Raw genomic sequence first — 24,290 nt, forward strand, 5'->3', positions numbered from 1 at the left:
ATTCATTTTGCAAGGGCTTGGCGTTTTATGTGCAACAAATTATCCCATATAATACGTTCCTTTCAAGTCACTTCTCAAAAAGTGGTCAAAATTACCCCATTTTTCGTATTTTCTTCGTAACGAATGTTTTACTGTTAAAAAAATCTTACTATATTCAGTAATAGGTGTTTGAGGTAGTAGACTTTTTTGTTGGGGTCTGTTATGAAAAAAGGAAATATTTTTTTGAGAACAGTTTTGAGTACGGTTGCAGCTGCACTAGGGTTGGCAGTCTCCGCTTCGGCAGAAGAAGAACCGGCAATTGAACGCGATACCGTTTTGTTGGAACCGCTTTATTTTGTAAAGAATGGTTCTGTCATAACGGATGAAAATGAAAACCAGAGCCTTTGGAACGAGCTTATGAAGTATAAGCTCTGGGGAACCGAGTCTGTTATTTTTAACAAAGGCAATTTTAGGATTGCTGATCCTAGCGGCTATACAGGCTCAGCTACGGGTGACATTGTTTTCAATACCAATCATCATACTCTTGGTGGCCCGATTGTTTCTGGTCGAGATCTTGTTTTTGCGATGGGCGATGCGACAAGAGATTCCTTGATTGGAGGTTCGATTTATGCAAGAAACCTTAATCTACCAGGGTGGTATAAAGCTTCTGATGCTCGATATGATGGCAATATCTGCTTTGAAGGCCCGATTATTTTTAACTCGCCAGATAAAGACACTCAAACGGGTGACTATGTCTGGACGCTAAATCGCTTTATCGAAAATGCTCATAATGAAATTAAAGATGACGTAAATAGAAAAGAAGGAAAAGTTTATGCGGATTGGGCTTTAGATCTTCCTAGTAATTATCAAGCTGCTGTAAATCTCGATGGGACTTTTTCAACAACAGATCCAAATAAAAAAAATAATTGTCCTACAGATGTTCCTCGACCAGAAAAGGAGCTTTCCGTTCCTCTAATGCAAACCCCCTCGAATTGGGGACCCGCTATAGATGTTTCTGCTAATGTAGGGAACATTGTTTTTGTTCATGTCCCGCCCATAACAGAAACTGATTTGAAACAAAGTCCCAAAAAAGTTTGGTATGATCAGTATGTAGAAGATCTTAGAGCAAGTGGATCGACGGGGCTAATTATTTATATCGTGATGCCATCGAATAAGTGGAACGCCAATAAAAAAACAGGGCGCTTGACCCGTATTTTCTCTAGAGATGGCTTTAATGTCATGGGTTCTGCAAATGATTTGAGAATACAGGTTGCTATTGCGAATGAAAATGCTGTTTGGAATTCATCGACTCAAATGTGGGAAAACCTTAATGAGCCTGAATGGGATCCTTCAACTAGTCGTTGGAAAGTATCTGAAGATAAACCCTATTGGGAAAAAGAAACAGGATGGCATAATCTAGATAAACTTAACATAAATCCAGTAGCAGATTCGAATTATGCTGGTAATCTTTTGTTCTATACACCGGTTGATGTTAATTGGGATGCAATGGTTAATATTCATTATCAGGGTACGTTCATGACCGCTGGTAATTTTACCATCGAGGATCATATTAACATTGCAGGGCAGTTGATTGCAGGTAAGACCCTTAAGTTTGAATCTGATGTTAATGGCGAGTTCCACTATGTTCCGTTTAACGCCGCAGAAATCAAGTCCGATATCTTTTCTAGTGATGTGTTCAAGGAAAGCGAGACTGTTTGGTATGACATGAATTTCTACCTAACGGATACCGCACATACAGAGGTGAGTTTCGATTACTGCTTGGCGTTCTTCGGTCTTGATGTCGAAAAGCCTGCAAGCTGGGTTAATGCCGGTCGTGAATTTGCTGAGATTGCAGACCTTGATTTGGATGACAAAACGCATCCTATGCCGCTTTGCTCGAAAGGCGAAAGCGGACATGTCGTTATTGCCAAGAACACTCGTTATCCGACAGCAGCAACGATGCCCTATATTAAGGTCAAGTTGGATGGTGTTCTCGAATCCGATGAATGGATGTTGTTCAAAATTACGAATATGAACGGCGCTACGATTTCGGGTGGCCGATTCGATGGCGGTATTCCTGTGAAGTTGATCGACGATGATAACAAACCGCCTCACTTTATTGATGTGGACAAGATTAAGCTGACTGTTCCTGAAAACGCAACAAAGGCAAAGGCTGGTACCATCAAGGCTTCTGACGATGAAAACGATAGCTTTACTTTCGAAATCACCGGTGGTAATGCCAAGGATATGTTTGATATTGGGCTTACGTCGGGTGTTGTGACTCTGAAGAGCACTGTTGATCCGCTCGATTACGAAGAATGGGTGGAATCGAAAACATCGTACACTATTAAAGTTGAAGTCTGCGATACTAGGGCTGGCTCGTACAGTGTTCAGCTCTGCTCTCAGGCTACATTTAAGGTGAATGTTGGTGATGAAAATGAAAAGCCTTACTTCACCAATAAAACAGATGTAATCGAAATTGCCGAAAATGCTTCGTTCTCGTCTGATGATGTTCTTTATGATGATACAGACAAGTATAACACGAATGAGTTTATTAATAACGAACTGGCTATCGTCGGTGGTGATAGCGATATATTTGATATTACTACCGGTGGTCAGATTAAGCCGAAAAAAGGCGTTGTCCTTGATTACGAAGTAAAGCAAGAATATGAAATTGTTGTGAGAGTCCGCGATAAAAATAAGGATGGTGATGGCAACTTTGTTTATCCGGATCTCTATGAAGATAAGACATTCAAGGTTGTTGTAACCGATGTTGATGATGGTCCGAAGTTCGATTATGCTGCTTACAATGGAACCATTGACGAAAACTCCGTTGCAACTACGGCTGTTAAAATGGACCACGCTATCAATGCTATAACCACGCAGGTGGGCGCCGTCATTACTTACAGCTTGGTCGATGAAACGAATACGTTTGTAATCGATCCAACTACGGGCGTTATTACGGTGGCTGCTGGTGCCGTTCTTGATTATGAAACAAAGAGCTCCTATAGCTTGGAAGTTATAGCCTCGGATGAATCCGGTGTTGCAGGCCAGATTGTTCAAACCGATAAGGCTACTGTGACTATCACATTGAAGGATGTGAACGAAAAGCCTGTCTTTGTTGAACCGACCACGACGCTTGCGTTCGATGAACATGTGAAGGGTGCTATCGTTGGTACGCTTACTTTCGATGACCTCGATACGGCTTCGAAGTTCCGCAACAACAAGTTTGAATGCCTTGATTGCGATGACAAGGGCTTTGATCTCGATGAAGATACGGGTCTCCTTAAGACAACTCGCGCATTTGACTACGAAACGGAAGAACATACTTACGAACTCTCCATTGTAATCAAGGACGCTGGTGATAAGAACCTTACCGCAACGGGTACGATTACGGTTACGCTCCGTAACGTGAACGAACCTCCGTTCTTGAAAGAAACGGTATTCACTGTTTTGGAAAGCGATCCTGCTAAAACGGAACTCAAGAATAATCTTGATGGTTTCGATACGGATGGACCTGATATCACATTCAGCTATTACATTATGGATGGCGATAAAGAAGGTCATTCGACGAATGAATTCTACTTGGATCCGCTTACAGGTGTGTTCACCGTTACTTCAACTGCGAAACTCGATTACGAAAAGACAGAGTCTTATTCGTTCAAGGTTCGTATCAAGGATGAACATTGCCCGAATTCGACTACGGAAGAATCGTATGAAGAAAAATGGAAGGGTTGCCACTCTGATACTACGGTAACCATCAAGGTTGTTGATGTGAACGAAGCCCCGTCTATTAACGTAGATACGATTTATGTCAAGGAAAATCAGGAAATCAAGAAACCGTTTGAAACGGTCAAGACCGACAAGGACGATCCGGATGTCAAGAATGCTGATTTCCGCGATAATGTCTACGAAAATATCGACAATAGCGAAATATTCTCCGTGCAGCCAAATGGTGACGTCATTCTTCTCAAGCCGATTGATTACGAAGCTGACTCTATCTACGTGATTAAGGTTCGTGTAACAGACAAGAACGATAAGACGCTCACTTCGACCAAAAATGTTGTTATCAAGGTGAAGGACGTTTACGAAAAGTCCATTGTCGAAATTACGCGCGTTGAAAACAAAGATTCTGTGTATATCAAGCCGGATTCTGTTTTCGTGAATGATAAAATCGTGGATATTGAATGGACTGCAGACAATAAGTTGAAAAACAGCACTGATACGTTGAAGTTGGGCTGCAATACCGTTATCAAGACGTTCAAGGATCCGACCAAGAACGATCCGGGTGTCGATACGGTAGTCATTTGCTATAGCACGGCTGCTCCGATTGTGACCGTGACTGCAAATGGCGAAGATGTTACTGCAGACAACATTTACACTGTCGTTGAAAAGGCTACAAAGAACGATTCCGCCATTTACGTGAACGAAAAGAAGAACAACATCAAGGTGACGGTTAAGGATACTGCAGCCAAGGTCACGAAGTCGTTTAACGTGAATCTGGAACTGGATACGATTTCTGTTTCGTCGAAGGATTTCAAGAATGTTCAGACTCTTGCCGATACCAAGACATCTCGCAAGAGCAATCCGTCTTCGGGAATCACCACGACTCCTGAAAATGGTTCTTACAACAAGAACACCTATACCGAAACAATCAATGGCGTGAACGTGACGGTCTCTTACTACACCGATAGCAAGGGTAACGACGTCAAGCGCACTGTGGTAACCTCCGATGGCAAGACTAAGGAAATCGCCGTTATCGAAATCTCGTACACTGTGAAGATTAACGGCAAGGATGTGGTTATCTCGTACTTCGCGGATGCTTCTTCGGGTGAACGCGTAAATCTCAAGACGGGTCTTACCGATAGCGAATCTGTGCTTTCTGCCGATGGCGATGACGTTGTTGGTTCGTACAAAGTATCTTACACGTACACCGATAAGAACGGTAATACGGTTGATGTTTCGTACTACCTGGATGATAAGGGCAAGATTGCAAAGAATAGCGATGGCAACATCGGTTATAACGTTGGCTATACCTATGTGAACAAATTCGGTAACTCTTCTAAGAAAGAGGTGCTGATTGTGCTCGACCAGAAGGGACCTGTTGTAAAGATTGAGTCTCCGACGGATGGCGAAGTGCTTACGTCTAACTTTGCGGAAGTGATTTGGACTGTTGATGGCGTTGAACAGGATACCCTCCGCGTGCAGGGCCTTGATAATGGCGCACAAACGATTATCCGCGTGTTCCGTGACAAGGCTGGCAATGAATCTAGCGATTCCGTGTCTGTGATGGTTAAGGGCGCCAAGAATATTGATATTAGCGTTGAAAAGCCGGTAACGCTTGTGGATCGTGATTCTGTAATAAAGTATTACGAGACGAACAAGAAGACTCCGAAGAAAGACCAGACTTATTCTGTGACATTCTACAACCACAAGAAGAAGGCTGAAACTGAAGCGCTTATAGGAATCAAGGGCAAGGCCAACGAAGGATCCGGTGAAGAACCGTATCCGGGCTTTGAAGGTCACCTCGGACCGACACTCACGGTTGACGCTCGTGTTCCAGTTGCGACTGCAACGGGTGGACTGGCAACGCTGGACGACATTGTGAGTGCTGGAGGCATGGTCGCACTGGAAGGTGTGGACGCCGCTAACGGTAAGAAGATTTCTGTAAGCGAATACGTCGAAAAGTACTGCACGGATGAATTCAAGAAGTCGATGACTTCGGACTATAGCAAGATGAACCTGTACTGGACAACGATCAGGGTGAATATCTGGACCTATTCGAACACAGGCGTGTTCGCAGATCATTACAGCTTTGATTATGACCTTGACGATCCAGACTACGTGAACGAGGCCGGGCTCCTGAAGTTCTTCTTCGAAATGAAACCGGACAAGAATGGTGACGTAAGGACGAAAGAAGGACGTCTTTATGGCACAGGAGCTTACCTCTTCAAGACCGAAGTCAAGATGACGTCTAAACTCCGCTGCACGCTCCCGCCGGTTAGCGAGGACAAGGCAGAAAAGAAGAAGAACGCCATCATCAAGTCTAACGATGAAATGCTTAAGTCGTTCGGCTACAGAAGACCCGTGAATAAATAACGCATTAGTTGTTGATAACTTGTAAAGGTGGAATGGATATTCCGCCTTTTTCTATTTACTCAGCCCTGTTTAACTTGTTACCCCGGTCACGGTGCTGGGGCTTTTTTGTGTGAAAAATTCTTTTTTTGTAGTCAAAAAGTCTACCTCGACAAGCCGTTTGGGCTTTATTGATTCTATAAACTTTTCTATACAATACATTTGTTACAGAAAACTGCCAAAATGATACTCTTTTTTGTAATATTTCAAAAAATTAATGTTGCATTAATATGGAGCGTTACTATATTTCTAAAGAAAGTATTTGGATGCTTGGGGAAAACTGTGGCAAATTGGATGCATACGATTTGCCGTAGCAAAAGGAGCGTAGATAAAATATGTGGTTTAGCAAGTTAAGTCTTAAGGCTGCAGCCCTGGTTTTGACAGGTGTGGTTTCGTCGATGGCACAATCTGGTGTCGCTCCATTGACGTTTGGGGATCCTAAAACCGATGTTAACAACTGGAATTACCTGACCCAGTATAAGCTTTGGGGTACTAATGGTATTGAACTAGGTAACAGACCTGGTTTTTACGATCCAAAGTATTTCGATAAATCTACAATGAGTTATCCTGCAGACATCGATTTGTTGACGCTTGGTGCTGTAGGTACAGTGAAGAATCTCTCTTCAGTGGGTGATGGCGGATGGCTTGATGGCCCTATTGTTGTTGGTGGCAGCATTACCAATAGTGGTCAGAATTTTGAAATTTTGACAGGCCCTGTTCGTGTGGGCGGTTCAAATGGAGCTATAGTCCGTAATGGAGTCCATACTTGTAGCATGACTGAATCGACTGGTCTATGTGATCCTTCGATTATTCCGGACTATCGCTCGAACATTAAGGTTCCGACTTTGAGTGGCGTTACATGGGGTGGATCTCTCTCTGTAGGTAATAATTCTAACAAAAGAACGCTTCTTGATGTAAGTTCTGCATGCTCTGGTGGTACTTGTGACTTGTATTATAGCTCTATTGATTTCCAAAATGATAGTCGTCTCGCTATTTCAATCCCTGAAAAGCAAATTGCACGTATCTTTACTAAGAGCCTGAATTTGAAAACACATCCGGAAATTGTGGTCCGTGATCCTGTCGCTGGCAAGGATCTCGCTCCTTCGGAATATAAAGGCAACTTGGTGATATATGTCGATGGTGACATTACTTTCGAAAATATTGATAACGTTCAAATTATGGGTACCCTGGTTAGTAATGGTACGCTTACTATGAAATGCAATATGATTGTTTCTGGTCAATTTATTGCAAATAAAATTGTTATCGGTAATGAAATTGATGCCAAGAACTTTACTTTTACACCCGTTCATCCGACTCCAAAGCTTGTTGTCGATAATAACTCAAAGAAACTAAAGGAAAGCACATCTTGGTACACTCTTGACATCGTTTTGGATGGTGAATCTGAAAAGGAAGTAACCTTTGATTATTGCTTTGAATTCCAATCCGCAACTGGTGTCGAAGGTAAATACGCTGGATATCAGGATGTTGCTGAGACCGATGCTGATCATGATTTCCCTATATGCGGTAAGAAGGTTGGAAAAGGAAAAATTCCAGCAGGCGAAACAAAGGCTAAAGGAATCTATTTCAAGCCTTTGATTGATGGCCTTGTTGAAAATGATGAAGCTTTGTGGTTCCAGGTTAATAATATTGAAGGCGCTGAATTATCTAGTGATTATGAAAACGGTCTTGGATACAAAATTTACATTGTAAGTAACGATGAATTCCCAACGGTTAAGACTGCCCTTAAATTTGATGTTAATGAAGATGAAAAGCATACATTCACTAAAGCTGAATTCCAGTTCCAGCATGCTACACAAAATTTTGCTTCTGTTATTATAACCAGCCTTCCGAATAAGGGTTCCTTGGTTTTGAATGGTACAAAACTTACTTCTGCTGGTTCGGGTATAACTGTTGCTGTTGCTGACCTTGGCAAGCTTACATATCAGGCTGCTGCCAATGAATTTGGTAATAACTACACCACGTTTAAGTACAAAGTTGTTGGCGATGGCGCTGCTGGTGGTAACACATCTACGGAATACACGGCTACCGTGAACGTTATCCCGGTCAATGACAAGCCGACTGTTGCCGATGCAGTGTTCACCGTGAACGAATTGGATCATGTTGTCGCTGGCGGCCCGATTGTCGTTACAGATGTTTCTAATGAAAGAAACACAGATACTTATACCTATAAACTGGTTAATGTATCTGGCAGTGACTATGCTGCATTCAACAGCCTGTTTGAAATCAGCAAATTGAGCAATCAGAATGCAACAATCAAGGTCAAGAACAATGCGGTGATTAATTACAGCCAAAAGAACAAGTATGTTGTTTATGCAACTGTTACAGATGATGCTGCTACAGAAACAAAGGCTGTGAACGGTCCGCTGACTTCTGCACAATTTAAGATTACGGTTACGATTAAGAACGAAAATGATCCTCCGACTATCGGAAATCAAACATTCACGAAACCTGAAAAGCAGTCTAACGGAAAAATTTGGCCGGCAGGTACGAGCGTTGGTAAGGTCACCACGGCAAGTGATCCTGACGGTGATCCGTTGACCTATAGCATTATCACTACGGGTGTTCCGTTTAAGTTTAACAACGGCTCTAACGAACTTGTTATTACGGATGGTAGCGTCCTTGATTACGAAACTACGCCGACCTATACATTGAAGGTCCAGGTTTCTGATGGCGAACTTACAGCTACGGCTACTATTACCGTGAAAATTACAGATGTCAATGAAGGCCCTGAAAATCTGGTTCTGGTAAATGAATATTCTGTCGATGAAAATACGGCAACAGGAAAAACTGTTGGTACGTTTACGGTCTTTGACCCTGATGCTGGTGATGCATTGACTTATACTTTGACGGGTGCTTTGACTGGTGCCGTTGATGCTACGACTGCTACAAAGAACTTGTCTGCTATCTTTGTGCTTAAGGAAGCTAAAAATGCCAATGGTACAAGAACGGTGAATATCAATGTAAAGGATGGCGCTTTGCTTGATTACGAAAAGCTCTTCATTAAGAACAAGGGCAATGCAACGTATCAGGCTACGGTTACTGTCAAGGATGCTGCAGGTCTCTCTGTTTCCAAGACGACGAATATCGCCGTTAAGGATGTCAATGAAAAGGTTTCTGCAAAGGGTGGAACGTTCTACTTGAATGAACATTCTCCGATTGGAAGCCCTGTTTGTGCTGTTCAATATAAGGATGATGAAAATAATCCGTTGGATTGCAGTAAAGTGGCTCGTGTAGAAGGCTCGGATCTTGATATCTATGCCGATGACGACGTCTATTCCAATAATGATTCCTTTAACAATTTGACTTATCAGATTATTCCGGGCAAAAACACAGGAACCGATTATAAGAAGTTTACCGTAAACAAAAATACGGGAGCCTTGTCCACTAACGATGAATTTGACTATGAATCTGGCTCGCATCAGTATACGTTTGTGGTGACGGTTTCCGATGGTACGTTTACTGCCGATGCTGAGGTTGTTGTGAATATCGATAATATTGAAGAACCGAAGCTCTCGACAGAATACGAAGGCGATGTTACTGTTGAAGAAAATACCGGTGAAGGCGAAACAGTTGTAGACTTTGTGGAAATTCTTGAAAAGATAAAGGCTGAAAACGATGAAATCAGAGAAAAACTCGAAAAAATTGTTGGAAAGGTTAGCTTCAAGATAGACCAGGAAGCTTCAGCTAATGCGAACGGTATTTTTGCTATCACTACGACTGCTGGCAAAGCTATTGTTAAGGTAAAGGACCCGACAAAACTGGATTTCGAAGCCCTTTATTCGAAGGATAAAACAAAGGATAAAACGACATATAAAGTTGTTGTTGTTGCTTCTGGTGAAGATGCTAATGGTTTCGATGTAGAAGCCTTGATTACCATGGGAATTACCGTCACTGACGTTAATGAAAAACCGGAAATTACGACTGCCGCCCCGCTTACTGTACCTGAATCGTTCACAATTGATGATGGCGAATTTGGTAAAGTGACTGCAACGGACCAGGATAATGCTTATGGTTCTGTGCATCCTGCAGGCTTCAACAAGTTGACTTATAAGGTTGACGAAGTTCTTGAAGTCAATGGTAGTACGGACTTCCCGTTTGAACTCAATCCCAATACGGGCGTATTTACGGTTGCTGACGGTCAAAAGCTTGACTATACCAAGCAGAAGCAATATAAGTGCATTGTGAAGGTTGTTGACAATCCGAAGCTCTTTGATGATGAAGGAAAACTGATTTATCCGGCTCTGTCTGCAACAAAGACTATTGTTATTAATGTTACGGATGTCAATAGACCTTCCGAATTCAAGGTGCTGACGAACCCGTACGAAGTTGAAGAAAATGTAGATAAGGGTACTGCATTGCAAGGCAAGCAGATTGTCGTCTATGACGAAGATGATATTGACCTTGATGAATTGCAGATTACCATAACGGATAACAATGCTACTGCAACTCGTGATGCAGCAAAGCTTTTCGAAGTCGTTCAGGTGGGTAAAACCGACAAGACAACTCATTTGAGTACGTTTGTTATCAAGACAAAGGCTGGTATCAATTACGAAGACCTTTACGATAAAACAGCATCTGAAGCTGCGTTCGATATCACTTTGACTATTGTTGATACTGAAGTAAGAACGAAGTATCCTGAGCAAGATACTAGAATTCAGATTATTGACGTGAACGAGGAACCTGCGTTTACAAAGCCTGCTTATGATTTCGAGGTTGCAGAAAATGTTGCCAAGGAAGCTATCGTGGGTACTGCAGAAGCTACTGACCCGGATATTTATAACGCTAGGTTTGGAACGCTTTACTTCTCGCTCGAAGGTGACGAAGCCGCTCCGTTCGATATCAACGGTAGCACTGGTGAAATTTCTGTCTCCAAGTCTGCAAAGCTTGATTACGAACTCAAGAATATTTATGAATTCTATGCCGTTGTGACGGATAAGAAGTTCAAAAAGAAAGTTCCTGTTACGGTTAAAGTTACGAATGTTAAAGAAACTCCAGAATTCCCGGATGTTCCTGAATTGGCTGTCGATGAAAACTCTGCTACAGGAACTAAGGTTGGTGTTGTAACAGCCAATGATGACGATTGCAAGAATAGCAATACGTGCAAAAAGCCGACTTATTCGCTTGAGGCTACCGACGTTGCTGCCGATGATTACAAGTCGTTCTCTATCGACAAAACGACGGGAACCATCAAGGTGAATGGTGACTTGAACTATGAAAAGAAGGACGAATATTCTGTTCGCGTTGTTGCTACAGATGGTGATGATCCGACACTTACTTCTTATGTCGATGTCACGATTAAGATTAATGACGTGAACGATAAGCCGACCTACGCAGAAAGTGAATATGTATTCGAAGTCCATGAAAACGCTCCGATTGGCGAATTCATTGGCTCTGTTGTTGCCGATGATGAAGATACATGGAGCAAGCTCACGTATGCAATTGAGGATTATGTTGAAGACTCTAAGGATGCTGCTGCCTTCAAGATTGATGATGGTAAGATTTACTTGAATACAAGTTCTTTGAACTTCGAAAAGAAGAAACAGTACCAGATCGTGGCCAAGGCTACGGATAATGGTAAATCTTATGGTGCTTCAATCGGAAGAACGGACTTTGTAAATTACACGGCAACGACGCTTGTGACCATCAACTTGATTGATGATCCGGATGGTCCGGAAATTGTCGATGATGGTAAGAAGAGCTATGATGTTGAAGAAAATACTGTCGATAATAATACTCCGAACGGTAAGGAAATCAAGTGCTACTTGGTCAAGGATGAAGATAAGGGCCAGCTTGCAACTCTCGTCGCTTACGTGACGGATGTTGGCAATACGGATGCCGATCGCATCTTTGATGCCAAGATGAAGAGCGACAGCCTCTGCCTTATTGTGAAGGATGCTTCTAAGCTCAATTACGAAACCAATAAGCATGTCCACAAGATCACTGTCGAAGTGATGGATACTGATAATCTTACCGCTAAGGTGGAAAAGACCATCAATATTATTGACGTGAACGAAATGCCGATGATTTCGGGTAACAAGGTCTTCTCGCTCTATGAAAATAAGGGTGAGGGGTATGTCGTTGGCAAACTTTATCCGGATGATATCGATACTTCCAAGGCCTTTATCGATAACGTGTTCAGCGCTGTGGGTGGCGATACCGATTTGTTCACGATTACCGAAGATGGCAAGATCAAGGCTAAGCGTGACTTTGACTACGAAAAGGAAACGATTCGTACGTTCGAATTGGATGTCGCTTTGTCTGATAGAAATAAGACGAAGTATCCGAAGCTTACCACTAAGACTACGATTACGATTAACTTGAAGGATGAACCGGAAGTTCCTGAAATCACAACCAAGGAATTTAGCGTCTATGAAAATTCTCCTGCTGATTCTTTGATTGGTGTCATTAAGGCTACCGACCCGGATGGTGATTCTGAATTCCTCTTCTCGCTTACCGAAGAAAGCCCGTATGTGACTGTAAAGCCGAATGGCGAAATTCGAGTCAAGGAAGGTGCTAATATTGACTACGAAAAGATGCAGAAGTTCACCATCAAGGTGACTGTCAAGGATGTTGACGGTCTTGAATTTAGCGATGACATCGTTATCAAGGTCATTGACGTGAACGAACCGCCAAAGATTACTCCGCAGGAATTCACATTCCCGGAAGATTCCAAGCCTGGTACCAAGAAGGGACCGATCGAAGCCAAGGATCCGGATACAAAGAATCCGAAGTTCAACGATTTGAAGTTCTATCCTGTTGACGAAAATGAAAAGTTCGAAATCAAGACGAATGGCGACGTTGTCTTGAAGGGCGATCTCGATTACGAATCCGAAAAGAGCTATGTCATCAAGGTCTATGTGACGGATGGCGAATTCAAGGATACGACTGATATTACTATCAAGGTTGGTAACGTCATCGAAAAGTCTGTTGTCGAGATTACTCGCGTCGAAGCCGGTGACTCCGTCTATATCAAGCCGCCGAAGGACAAGCCGATTTACACGAATCAGCCTGTTATTACGGTGGAATGGACTCAGGATGGCAAGACCAAGTCTAGCCTCGATTCCTTGAAGGAAGGCTGCCAGTACATTATCAAGAAGTATAAGGCTCCGGATAAGGACGTCGAAGGTGCCGATACTATCGAAGTGTGCTACAGCACAGCCGCTCCGATTGTCGATATCGATGCCGATAAGATCAAGGTGATTGCCGAAAACATCTATACGATTGTTGAAAACGTAGACAAGAAGGACTCTTCTGTTTATGTGAACAACAAGACTAAGGATGTCGAAGTCTCTGTTATTGACACCGCTTATAAAGATGCTGGCTCTAAGTACAAAGACAAGTTCAAGGTGACTGTTGTCTTGGATACTGTGGCTGTGTCTGATAAGACCGTGAAGGAAATGGTGGAAATCTCCAAGTCCGAGATTACGCTTGAAAAGAATCCGAAGTCCGATGTCAAGACGAAGCCGATTGGCGACAAGACCAAGGTCTCTTATAATAAGGTTATTAACGGTGACTCTGTGACGGTTTCTTACTACACCGATGACAAGGGTGAAGTCATCAAGACGACTGTTATTGACGAAAACGGCGAAAAGAAGAAGATCGACGTGATTGAAGTCTCTAAGGTCGTGGATGTGAAGGGTCAGTCTGTGACGGTTTCTTACAAGGCCGATGCCGAAACGGGCAAGATCTTGTACGGTGACTCCGAAGGTAACTTGCTGGTCAACATCCCGAAGAGCTCTTCTAGCAGCAGCGACAAGGATGAAGACGCTGTTGATTTGAAGACTGGCGTGGGCGCCTTTACGGTGACTTACGATGCTAAGGGTAAAGATGGCAACAAGACTACGGTCTCTTACGCTATTGATGAAAAGGGTAAGATTCCTTCTAACGAAGAAGGTGACAAGGGTTACCTCGTGACTTACACCTACACCAACAAGTATGGCAACTCTGCCGACAAGTCGGTGTTCATGGTGCTCGACAAGCGTGCTCCGATTGTGAAGATCTTGACTCCGGCTGATGGTGATGTGGTCTATGCAAACTATGTTGATGTGGACTGGTGCATTGCTGTCGATGGTGACGAAAAGAACTGCGTAAAGCAGGATACTTTGAAGTTCCAGAGCCTCAACAAGGGCGTGAACCGCATCAAGCGTATCTATCGTGACAAGGCTGGTAACGAAACTATCGCTGAAATTCAGGTGATGATGAAGAAGGCGAAGGATGTCAATATCAACCTCGAAGAACCGATGGTTATCGTTTCGATAGACTCTGTGAGAAAGTATTACGATAACAATCCGCCTGAAGAAAATCAGAAGTATGCAGTATCTATCTTGAACCCGACGACTCAGACCGAAAAGGAAGTTATCAAGGGCTTTAAGAAAGACACTAAGAAGGGCTCTGGCGAAGAACCTTATCCGGGTTACGAAGGTCATATTGGCCCGACGGTTACGGTTGACATGAAGGTGCCTCTCGTAAGCGCTGTGGGTGGCCTTGCTACGTTGGACGATATTATCATCAACGGCAACATGATTCCGTTGGATGGTGTCGATGCTGACAATAGTGAAAAGGCTACTGTGGAAGAATACGTTGAAAAGTATTGCTCTGCCGAATTCAAGAAAGATTTGGGTAAGGACTACAGCAAGGCTTTGCTCTACTCCACAACGGCTCGCGTGACTCTCTGGTTCTACACGACTGGCGGTCAGTTCGTTGACAAGTATCGCTTCGACTACGATATCGAAGATCCGGAAATGGTCGACAAGGCTGGTCTCGTGAAGTTCTTCTTCGAAATGAAGCCGGATATCAACGGTGAATTGAGAGATAAGAACGGTCGTCTCTATGGTACGGGTCCGTACATCGTTAAGACCAAGGTCGATATCCGTTCTACACAGCGTTGCGTTGTGCCGCCGGTAGACAAGTCCAAGGTTGGCGATGTGCTGAAGTCTAGCGACGAAATGCTCAAGCGCTTCGGTTACAGACGCCCGGTGTTACGCGGCAACGAAAAGTCTTCTGAATCTTCTAAGAAGGAAGATAAGAAAGAAGACAAGAAGGACGACAAAAAGAAGTCCAACGAAAAGAAAAAGTAACGCTTAGCTTTAAGTGAGAAAATCCCGAGCACCGCTCGGGATTTTTTCGTATGAGAAATTTCTATTTTTGAACGAAAAAGAGGATTCTTATGGGTATCGAAGAACGTTCTACATTGGTGTTTGCTAGTGGTGTTGGCCGAATCAAAGAAGAAAAGCCTAAGGCTTCTCGTCCGCAGGGCGATGGCGTTGTCCGCATTATGTTAAAGCGCCTTGGTGGCGGAAAAATGGCTAGCGTAGTCTCTGGTATTCCGGTGGACGAAGACGAACTCAAGGAATTGGCTCGTGCTTTAAAGCAAAAATGCGGTGTGGGCGGTTCCGTCAAGGATTTTAATATCGAAATTCAGGGCGACAAGCGTAATGTGCTGAAGGCTGAACTCGAAAAGAAAGGCTATACTGTCAAGCTTGCTGGCGGGTAATGTGTTTATATTCACGTTCTGAATATTTCTTTCCCAAATCTCGACAAAAAAAAGTAAATTTATCGTAAGAAAATTAGTAGAGAGGTCTTATGTTTAAGCATCTGTCTTTATCATGTCTTTTACTTACGACAATTACTGCCTCAAGTGTTATTGCAGCCCCACTAGTTGGACAAGTTAGTAACGTTGTCCCGGATGCTTTTAAAAGTGACAAAGGCTGTGCTGATGATGCTGTGTGGAAACCAGCTAAATTCCCGCAAAAATTTAACCAGAAGAACTGCTTTAAAACTAATGATGGTGGTTCTGTCATTTTAACGTTGAAGAGCGATAACAGCACGCTCGTCATTGGTGAAAATTCAATTGTTCTTGTCGATTCGCTTCTTGAAAACGATGGTCAAGGGAATTTTATCATAAAGCCCAAGATTCAAAAAGGGTATATGGGCTTTAACGTCAAATCAAACGAAGGCCATAAGGTAGACTTCTCTACGGGGACGGCTGCGGCTTCGATTCGCGGTACGAAAGGTGTTATTGGTGGCGATGAAAAGTCTTTCTTTGTCGGTCTGAAAGATGGTCATTTGACTGTTTTTGATTCTGTGCGAGTTACTGATTCTATTCCTATAGCTAATGGCCAGACGGTTCTTGGCAGAGAAAAATTCCTCGTTCTCAATTTAAAGTCTTCGGGCGATACAGCTTTTGCAAAAACGTTGGTGACCCTTTTGGCGGATTCTACGCTTTCCTTAGAAGAATTGGAAGCGGCTGTTGTAAAGGCTGATTCTGCTTATCAGGAATCGCATGCCTCAAGTGCTGCTGCATCTCAGTCTCCGGCAGATGTTGCAAATAAGGAAGATCAAGCGACAGCATTGAAGGTCCCGAAAATCAAGTATTCTTCTTATGATTCCTTGCGTTGTGTGGCTAACGTTTCTGTGTCCGATGTGCAGGGGGATGATGTCCGCTTGTCCTCGTTGATGGATGGAACTCCTATTGCTGAAGTGGGCGTTAAACGTAATATGTCCAAGCGCCTTGATCTGCGTAGCGGTGTCCATGAATATGAATTTGTTGTTGAAAATAGTGCTGGCCGCAATAGCGTTAAAAAGACTCTGGGCTGCTATCCGATGAAGCCTTTCTCGATCAAGCTCTTTGGCAAAAAGTATGAGTCCCTCACAATCCCGCCTGAACCTCCGATTGCGAATTTCGATGGAACCATTATGCAAACTGTTCAATTCCAGATTCGTGTGCCTGAGAATGATCCGAGTTTCTTGAACAAGGTTACGGTTCGTCAGAACGGAAAAGTTATTTTGCAGGAACGTCTCTCGCAAATCCAGAACTTGGACTACCAGATTCCTGTGGAACTGAATCGCAATATGAAAAACCGCTTTGATATTGAAGTTATCCATAAGAGTGGCTATGTTGTCAAGACCTCCAAGGTTTACGGGGTTAGTAAATGATTTTTCGAAAACTCGCTTTAGCTTCTGTTTTTGCCATACCAACTTTTGCTCAGACTGCTGCGGATTCGGCTAATTCAACGTCTGAAAATTCATGGACTGTGAACGGTTCTGTGGGTGCAGAATTTGGCTACCATTCTGTTGTGACCGAAAAGAACAAAACAGATGAAGTTTATGACGACGGCATATCCATGATTATGCCGGGAAGCAAGTACAGAAACTATTTCCAGGTTCCTGGATTCTATGGTGCATGGAATGCGTTTGTCCAGATGCAATCGTCTACGGGGAAGAAAATTGAATTCACCATGGACGTTTCGCATGATCAATGGAATCACTTTGACTTGAAATATTTGCAGGCTTTGTACGAAGATCGCTTCCAGAAATTGATTTTGGGCGATTTCAATGTTTCGGGCGGTGAATTGTCTTTGTCTAGTGTCGATGTATTTGGTGCTAGCTACGATATTTATGTGAATCCGAAAAAATCGGAAAAACCTTTGCTTGTGCTGAGTGCTTTTGGTGGTGAATCGGTTGCGCCTAAGTTGCCTGGCGAAAGGGATCCGGACCAGTACAACATGTATATTGGTCTTGATGATGTCGAAGCTCAAAAGATGGTCGTTGGCGGCAAGATTCTTTTGAACGCCACTAAGAACTTTGATGCTTCGTTTGGCTTTATTGGAAGCAAGGATTATTTGGATGATCCGTTCTTACGCGATGGTACTTCTGATAACGTAAATCTTTCAAACCCGATGTTCTCTTCGAAAACGTTCTTTGGCGAAGTCAACGGAAAGGTGCTTGGCGGACGTGGAACGTATAATTTGCAAATCGGTTTCGGTGGGGCAGATACAGTTAATGTTGTTGCCCATCGTGCTGTTAACGCTGTCTTTGAAGAAGCTGGGCTTGATGTATCCCGCTTTGCGCAATTGCGCCGCCTGATGAATAATTCATCGCTTGTAAACCGCATGGACCGCGATGAATTGGAATTGATTTTTGGCGACAATACGGACATGACCGTAGACGAAATGCGTAGTGAATTGACTCGCCTTTTGAAAGTTGCTCAAGATGCTTTGAAAGCTCACCGAGACGAAAAGAGTGACGATCCGACGGAATGGACGGCTCAGAATCTTGCTTTGTCGGGATCTTACAATTGGAAAAACAACTCGACGATGATCGATGCTTATTTCCGCTTTGTGGGTCGCAATTATTATAGTGCGGGTTCTGCGGACTTGTTGCAGAATTCTCGTTTGTTAGGTGCAAAGCTAGACCAGAAGATTAAAGATTTCTGGAAGTTGAACTTTGGGTATGAATTGAATATCGAAAATGCGTCTGGTAGTGGTGATGCATACAACGTATTTGGCTTTGCCGAAGGTTCCAAGCTTGGACTTTTGCCGGGCGCTGATGACGATTGGCTTGAAAAGCATGAACAAGATGCTTCGAGAACGCTCTATGACCACAATTTCGATTTGATGAATACGTTTAAGGTTCGCGATTCAATTGATCTTAAAGTCCGTTACGCTTTGAACTACCGCACGCGTAGCACGCCGCAAAGACTTCATGGCAATTTCTTTGGTTCTTCGGGAATCTATTCGGACTCTTGGTTTGAAAAGCAGAAGGGCAAGCCGACTGTAGATGTAAAAACTGCAGACGGTACGATTCAAATTGACTCTGCTCGTTGGGCTAAATATGCCGCCTTGCAGAGCGAAGAATATTTGGCAACGCAGTTCGAGGAACGCTTGCTGAAGCACACGGTTGAACTTGAAGCAACGATTAAGTTCCCTAAGAATGTGTTAAAGATTGGTGGTGTCTGGACTTACCGTACTGATATGTCGAAGTTCAATGAAGATGACTTGCTGGATGGCTTTGATTTTTCTGATGAAACTTACGGTCTTTTGGGCTATTATTTCCATGGCGGCGATTATTTGGATGCTCGCTATCCGATTTCTCTCACGACAACGCTTGATCGTGTGCGCAATACAGTGGCCGTGACTCCGAGATTTAGAGTTTATAATCGCAATGATATGAGTGAATTTGAATGGAATCTCTTGGACAATGCGACTATCCAGTTGAAGCCGAATTTCCTTGATCTTTTGTTGCATGGCAACGTTCGTCAGAACTTTATGAGCCGCAAGGAAGATGGCAAGACGGTTGACGAGATGGAAATGGATTTGGATGTCTCGACAGGTCTGAAATTCCAGTTTACTGAAAAACTCGGCATGGAATGTGCTTTTGGCGCGTTCTTTAACTATCGTCCGGATAATGCTTCTGAAGATTACAGAGATCTTTACGGCATGATTTCGATGAATTACGATTTCTAATGCATATCGGATGTCATTTGTCCTCAACGGGCGGCTTTTTGGCGATGGGGGTGACTGCTCTTTCCATCGGGGCCGACACGTTCCAGTTTTTTACACGTAACCCGCGTGGTGGTGCTGCAAAACCGTTTGATAAGGCGGACGCTGAAGCTTTGAATGCGTTTATGGACGCGCATGGCTTTGCTCCGATTTTGGCTCATGCTCCTTATACGTTGAATGCTTGTGCTGCGGATCCTTCGCTTCGACAGTATGCGCAAGACGTGATGAAGGATGATTTGTTCCGTATGGACCATTTCCCGCATGCGATGTATAATTTTCACCCTGGCAGTCATGTGAAGCAAGGTGTCGAGGTGGGGATAGAGCTCATTTCGCAGCATTTGAACAATATTCTGCACAAGGATTTGAAAACGAAAGTGCTCCTGGAAACGATGGCTGGAAAAGGCTCTGAAGTGGGGCGTACATTCGAAGAACTGCGTGCAATTATAGACCGAGTGGAGCTTAACGAGAAGGTTGGCGTGTGTTTGGATACGTGCCACGTTTTCGATGGTGGCTACGATATCGTGAACCACTTGGATGATGTTCTTGAGAAATTTGACAAGGCTGTTGGACTTGAGCGTTTGTGTGCGATTCATTTGAACGATAGCAAGAATCCGATGGGTAGCCACAAGGATCGCCATGAGGTAATCGGAGGTGGATTCATTGGTCTGGAAGCCCTCGTAAATGTGGTTAATCACCCTTCTCTCAAGAAGTTGCCGTTCTATTTGGAGACGCCGAACGAATTGCCTGGTTATGCTGCAGAAATTGCGCTGATGCGTAGTCGGGAACGCTGACGAAAAAAGTTCAACTTTTTTATGCCTAAGCCTTGACAAAAGAGTGAAAATCATCTATATTTGAGCGCGTCAATGAATCTCTCCCAAAGAAAGTTGAATTGACGAATGATGCTTCATAGCTCAGTTGGTAGAGCCCGCGACTGTTAATCGCGTTGTCCTTGGTTCGAGTCCAAGTGAAGCAGCTGAAAAAGCCTCGGTCTTTGACCGGGGCTTTTTCGTTTTCAGGTTGTCATTCCATCGGGGCGAAGCCGCGATGGAATCCATTATTTTTAAACTTTATTCGTGGCGATGCCTTGACAGATGCTGAGGTTTATCTATATTTGAGCCCGTCAATTGGAATCCTTCAAAAGATTTTTGAATTGATAAATGATGCTTCATAGCTCAGTTGGTAGAGCCCGCGACTGTTAATCGCGTTGTCCTTGGTTCGAGTCCAAGTGAAGCAGCTGAAAAAGCCCCGGTCATTGACTGGGGCTTTTTCGTTTATCGGCGGGCTGGTGACCAGCGTCTCTTGAATCGGGGCTCGTCGATGATTTTGCCCCAGATGAATCCGCGTCGTACGCTTTCCCGGCTTATCGAGCGTACGGCGGTACGCTTGGTGAGCGGGTCGGCAATCTCGACGGCTTCGCTGGTGTAACCGTTTTCACGGTCGCTTTGGCGGGCCGCCGCTGCGGCTTCTTCGCGTGCCCTGCGGGCGCGCTCTTCAAGGATTTTGAGCTGGCTTTGCTTATCGCTAGATGTAGAGCTTTGTGCATCTACGGCAGGGGCGGCCGCGGATCTCTCTGCGGTCATGGGTGCTGCCTTGAGCTCGCGCGATAGCAGGTTGTTGAGTTCGTCTATGTCTTGTACGAGAACGTCGTATTCGCCGTCTCCCATATCGTGCCCGATAATGCGGTGCTGCTGGAGTTCGTTCAGTATTTCGATTGCGCAACCCTTGGACATTTCGAATTCTTCCATCAGGTACTCGATATCGACAACGTCTAGCTGTACGATGTCTTCTGCAACTTCACGCATGGTCACGTTATTGCCTATGCGATGCGTTCTCTCGGGTATCGGAGGCGGCATTGCTGGCTCAAGCGTTCCTTGGGAGGCTTCGCGTTGAGCTTCTTCGAATTGCTTGATGTACTCTTGCAATCTACGAGAAGCAGATGGCGAAGGCTTTGGGAAATCTTCTGAATTCTCGTCGTAATCATCATTTACATCATCTTCGGTTTCCTGCGTAGAATCATCCTCAGGAGCATACGGTGACGTTTGCTCCTGCTGAGATTGCTTCTTCTTCGCTTTCGCCCTTTTGATAACTTGGTCGACGATGATTGCGATAATGACAATGACTAGTTTGTCAAATGAATCCATGGGCTAAACCCTTTTGGTCAAATTACTTGTTTGCTTCCGGGGCAGAACCGATTTCCTTGCGCATTTGCGTGTCGGCTTCGATGTTCTTGAGGTTGTAGTAGTCCATCACGCCGAGCTTGCCGTCGCGGAGTGCAGAGGCCATGGCCATCGGAATCTGGGCTTCGGCTTCCACGAGCTTTGCCTTCATTTCCATCACCTTGGCCTTCATTTCCTGTTCGGCAGCGAATGCCATGGCGCGGCGTTCTTCTGCCTTGGCCTGTGCAATCTTCTTGTCGGCTTCGGCACGGTCGGTTTCGAGGATAGCACCGATGTTCTGGCCCACGTCCACATCTGCAATGTCGATAGAAAGGATTTCGAATGCGGTACCGGCATCGAGACCGGAAGCGAGCACCTTCTTGGAAATCATGTTCGGGTTTTCGAGCACTTCCTTGTGGCTCTGTGCAGAACCGATGGAAGACACGATGCCTTCGCCAACACGGGCGACAACTGTTTCTTCGCCTGCACCACCGACGAGCTTCTGGATGCTTGCGCGCACGGTGATACGGGTAATGGCGTGGAGCTGAATACCGTCGAGAGCCACGGCGGAGACCTTCGGGGTTTCGATGACTTTCGGGTTCACGGACATCTGCACTGCTTCGAGCACGTTACGGCCGGCAAGGTCAATTGCTGCAGCTTCCTTGAAGTCGAGCTTGATGTTTGCCTTGTTGGCGGCGATGAGAGCCTGGATCACGCGGAGCACGTTACCGCGGGAAAGGTAGTGGGCTTCGAGGAGGTTCGTGTCGACCGGAAGGCCTGCCTTGCAGCTCAAAATGCGAGCTTCGACAATCACCTGAGGCGGCACCTTACGCAAACGCATACCGATGAGCTGGAAAATGCTCACGTTTGCCTTGGAAAACAAGGCCTGAAGCCAAAGGCTAAAGAACTTGCCGATGAAGGCGAGTAGGATGATGACGACGATAGCGGCAATAATAATGCCAATGATGATGAGATTATCCATTTATCTTCTCCAGTTTATGTTTTTTGTTTTAAAATTTATGCTAGGCGCGGGTGACCCAGATGTGCCCTTCTTGCACGGCTTCGACTTTTATGCGTTGGCCGGCTTCGATGATTTCTCCATGAGTTTGTACGTCAAAGAGCTTGGTAGAACCATCTGGCATGGTAAAACTTGCTTGTCCAACGGGACGGAGGAATGTTTTGGCAATACCGGTGTCGCCAATGGAAACGACTTGCACGTTTTCGGTGGGGGCGACTGCTGTTTCCATGTCGGTCTTGAGCATGGGAGTCCAGCCTTCGGGGAGTAGCGGTATTAAATACTTGCTTGCCGCAATTGGAATGATTAACGCAATGGCTGCGCTTCCGAGAACGAAGAATAGCCCGAATAGCCAGGGGGTTGCATCAAATGTCGTTTCGACGGCTTCAGGGACGTATTCAGGAATGTTTGTGGTATCGACGCTCATGATGAGTGCTATGATCATACATGCGATACCGCCTATGCCAAATAGGAATGTCCCTGGCATGACGAATATCTCGACGAGGAACAAAATAACGCCTGCAATAAGGAGGATGACCGGGAAGTAGCCATCGAGCTGCGGAGCGAACTGTCCGAAGAAGACAATACCGATTAGGATGATGCCGATGATGCCGAACATTCCAAATCCGGGAGTCTTGAATTCGATATAGAGTGCTCCGAAGCCGAGAATCAAGAGAATGCCCGAGATGGCGGCAATGGCGCTTGCAATTTTTTCACCCGTATTTGTTTCGACTTCGCTTTTGCGTTCGATAGCGAGTTTCGTTTCAAAGTCTTCGCGGTTCTTGAACGTGCCCTTGGAAAATCCGAGTTCTTCGGCTTCCTTGTCGGTCATAGTCAAAAGTTCGCCTTCTTTCACGAGAATCTTGGGCGATCCCCAGAATTTCTTTTCGGTACTGTCGAGAACGGCAAATTTTTTCCCTTCGATAATGAGCGTCGTGTCGCGTTCTGTTGCCGTACCCTTGTCAAGTTTTGCCGTGAGTTCGAGAACTTCGAGTTCCGGAGTCACGAATGAAGAGGCCAAAAGTTCCGGGTAGCCGTTGCGCTGGGCGAGGTTCCTGAACTTGGCGCGGAGCGGGGATTGGATTTTTTCACCCACGATTTGCGGGGTGCCGTCGCCGCCTTGTACAATCGGAGCGCAGTCGCCAATGGTCGTGGCTTCGAGCATATAGAGCTTTTTGCAGGCAAGAGCAATGAGCGAACCCGCGCTGATGGCTTTCTTTTTCACGAGAGCGATGGTTTCTGGGCCCTTGACGGCCATGATGGTATCGACGAGGTCGAACGCGGCATCAAGACGCCCGCCGAACGTATTGATTTCAAAGACGATATAGTCTGGCTTTTTATCGAGAGCTTCGCCGATGGCGCGGGCGCAGAATTCGTACATGGCAGGGTCAACATCCCCTTCCAGCTTAATCCATACAGCTTGCTTTTTCGGTGTTGAAATTTGGGTAGCTTCAGTCACCTTGGGGGTGGTTGCAGAATCTTTTGTAACAGAATCGACTGTAACGCCTTCTGCAGCAAATGAAATTGAGACTAAAAGTGTAAAAAGAACGAGCAGTTTTGATAAAATTTTCATATCGTCAATGTATAAAGTTTTGTTTTGTACTGAACAAGTTTTTGTGAAAAAAAACACGATTTGGCGTAAAAGATGGTTAAAAACGCGTTTTTTTTTGAATTCTTAATCAGTTTGTCTCTGTAAAATGTATA

The 24,290-nt window shown here is 44.6% G+C and carries 10 protein-coding genes and 2 tRNA genes; 9 read left to right on the top strand and 3 right to left on the bottom strand.

Annotated elements, in window-relative coordinates; all coding sequences use genetic code 11:
* Nucleotides 1–201 precede the first annotated feature (201 nt).
* From BUQ91_RS02530 to BUQ91_RS02565, 9 genes are all read left to right on the top strand, one after another.
* On the top strand, nt 202–6,078 hold the full coding sequence (locus tag BUQ91_RS02530; protein WP_074208032.1) for a cadherin domain-containing protein: 5,877 nt from the start codon (nt 202–204) through the stop codon (nt 6,076–6,078).
* 371 nt (nt 6,079–6,449) lie between these two features.
* Nucleotides 6,450–15,212 (top strand): cadherin repeat domain-containing protein, encoded by an 8,763-nt coding sequence (locus BUQ91_RS02535; RefSeq protein WP_074208033.1) that lies wholly within the window; start codon nt 6,450–6,452, stop codon nt 15,210–15,212.
* An 89-nt stretch (nt 15,213–15,301) separates the two neighbouring features.
* A complete protein-coding gene (locus BUQ91_RS02540) occupies nt 15,302–15,628 on the top strand; it encodes an SUI1 family translation initiation factor (RefSeq protein ID WP_074208034.1) in 327 nt (108 codons plus the stop codon).
* A gap of 89 nt (nt 15,629–15,717) precedes the next feature.
* On the top strand, nt 15,718–17,070 hold the full coding sequence (locus BUQ91_RS02545) for a FecR family protein (RefSeq protein ID WP_074208035.1): 1,353 nt from the start codon (nt 15,718–15,720) through the stop codon (nt 17,068–17,070).
* Nucleotides 17,067–19,379, top strand: a complete 2,313-nt coding sequence (locus tag BUQ91_RS02550; protein ID WP_072827314.1) for a hypothetical protein — start codon at nt 17,067–17,069, stop codon at nt 19,377–19,379. The genes BUQ91_RS02545 and BUQ91_RS02550 overlap by 4 nt, the downstream gene beginning before the upstream one ends.
* Nucleotides 19,379–20,206 carry a deoxyribonuclease IV gene (locus tag BUQ91_RS02555; protein ID WP_074208036.1) on the top strand — a complete coding sequence of 276 codons (828 nt, stop codon included), beginning with the start codon at nt 19,379–19,381 and terminating at the stop codon, nt 20,204–20,206. The genes BUQ91_RS02550 and BUQ91_RS02555 overlap by 1 nt, the downstream gene beginning before the upstream one ends.
* A gap of 109 nt (nt 20,207–20,315) precedes the next feature.
* Nucleotides 20,316–20,388 (top strand) — tRNA-Asn (locus BUQ91_RS02560).
* Nucleotides 20,380–20,586 (top strand): hypothetical protein, encoded by a 207-nt coding sequence (locus BUQ91_RS15635; protein WP_175566589.1) that lies wholly within the window; start codon nt 20,380–20,382, stop codon nt 20,584–20,586. Before BUQ91_RS02560 ends, BUQ91_RS15635 begins: the two co-directional genes overlap by 9 nt.
* Nucleotides 20,577–20,649: transfer RNA gene (locus BUQ91_RS02565), tRNA-Asn, on the top strand. Before BUQ91_RS15635 ends, BUQ91_RS02565 begins: the two co-directional genes overlap by 10 nt.
* A gap of 37 nt (nt 20,650–20,686) precedes the next feature.
* Here BUQ91_RS02565 and BUQ91_RS02570 read toward each other — a convergent pair.
* Genes BUQ91_RS02570 through BUQ91_RS02580 form a run of 3 tightly spaced genes read right to left on the bottom strand, consistent with a single transcriptional unit; the run spans nt 20,687 to nt 24,159 of the window.
* Nucleotides 20,687–21,556 (bottom strand): hypothetical protein, encoded by an 870-nt coding sequence (locus BUQ91_RS02570; RefSeq protein ID WP_074208037.1) that lies wholly within the window; start codon nt 21,554–21,556, stop codon nt 20,687–20,689.
* Between the two features lie 22 nt (nt 21,557–21,578).
* Nucleotides 21,579–22,553, bottom strand: coding sequence for a flotillin-like protein FloA (gene floA / locus BUQ91_RS02575; protein WP_072827311.1), 975 nt, complete (start codon nt 22,551–22,553; stop codon nt 21,579–21,581).
* 40 nt (nt 22,554–22,593) lie between these two features.
* The gene (locus BUQ91_RS02580) at nt 22,594–24,159 is read right to left on the bottom strand and encodes an NfeD family protein (RefSeq protein WP_074208038.1); all 1,566 of its coding nucleotides are present in this window, start codon (nt 24,157–24,159) and stop codon (nt 22,594–22,596) included.
* Between the last annotated feature and the right edge of the window lie 131 nt (nt 24,160–24,290).

The sequence above is a fragment of the Fibrobacter sp. UWB11 genome (assembly GCF_900143015.1).
In the GTDB taxonomy this organism is placed as follows: domain Bacteria; phylum Fibrobacterota; class Fibrobacteria; order Fibrobacterales; family Fibrobacteraceae; genus Fibrobacter.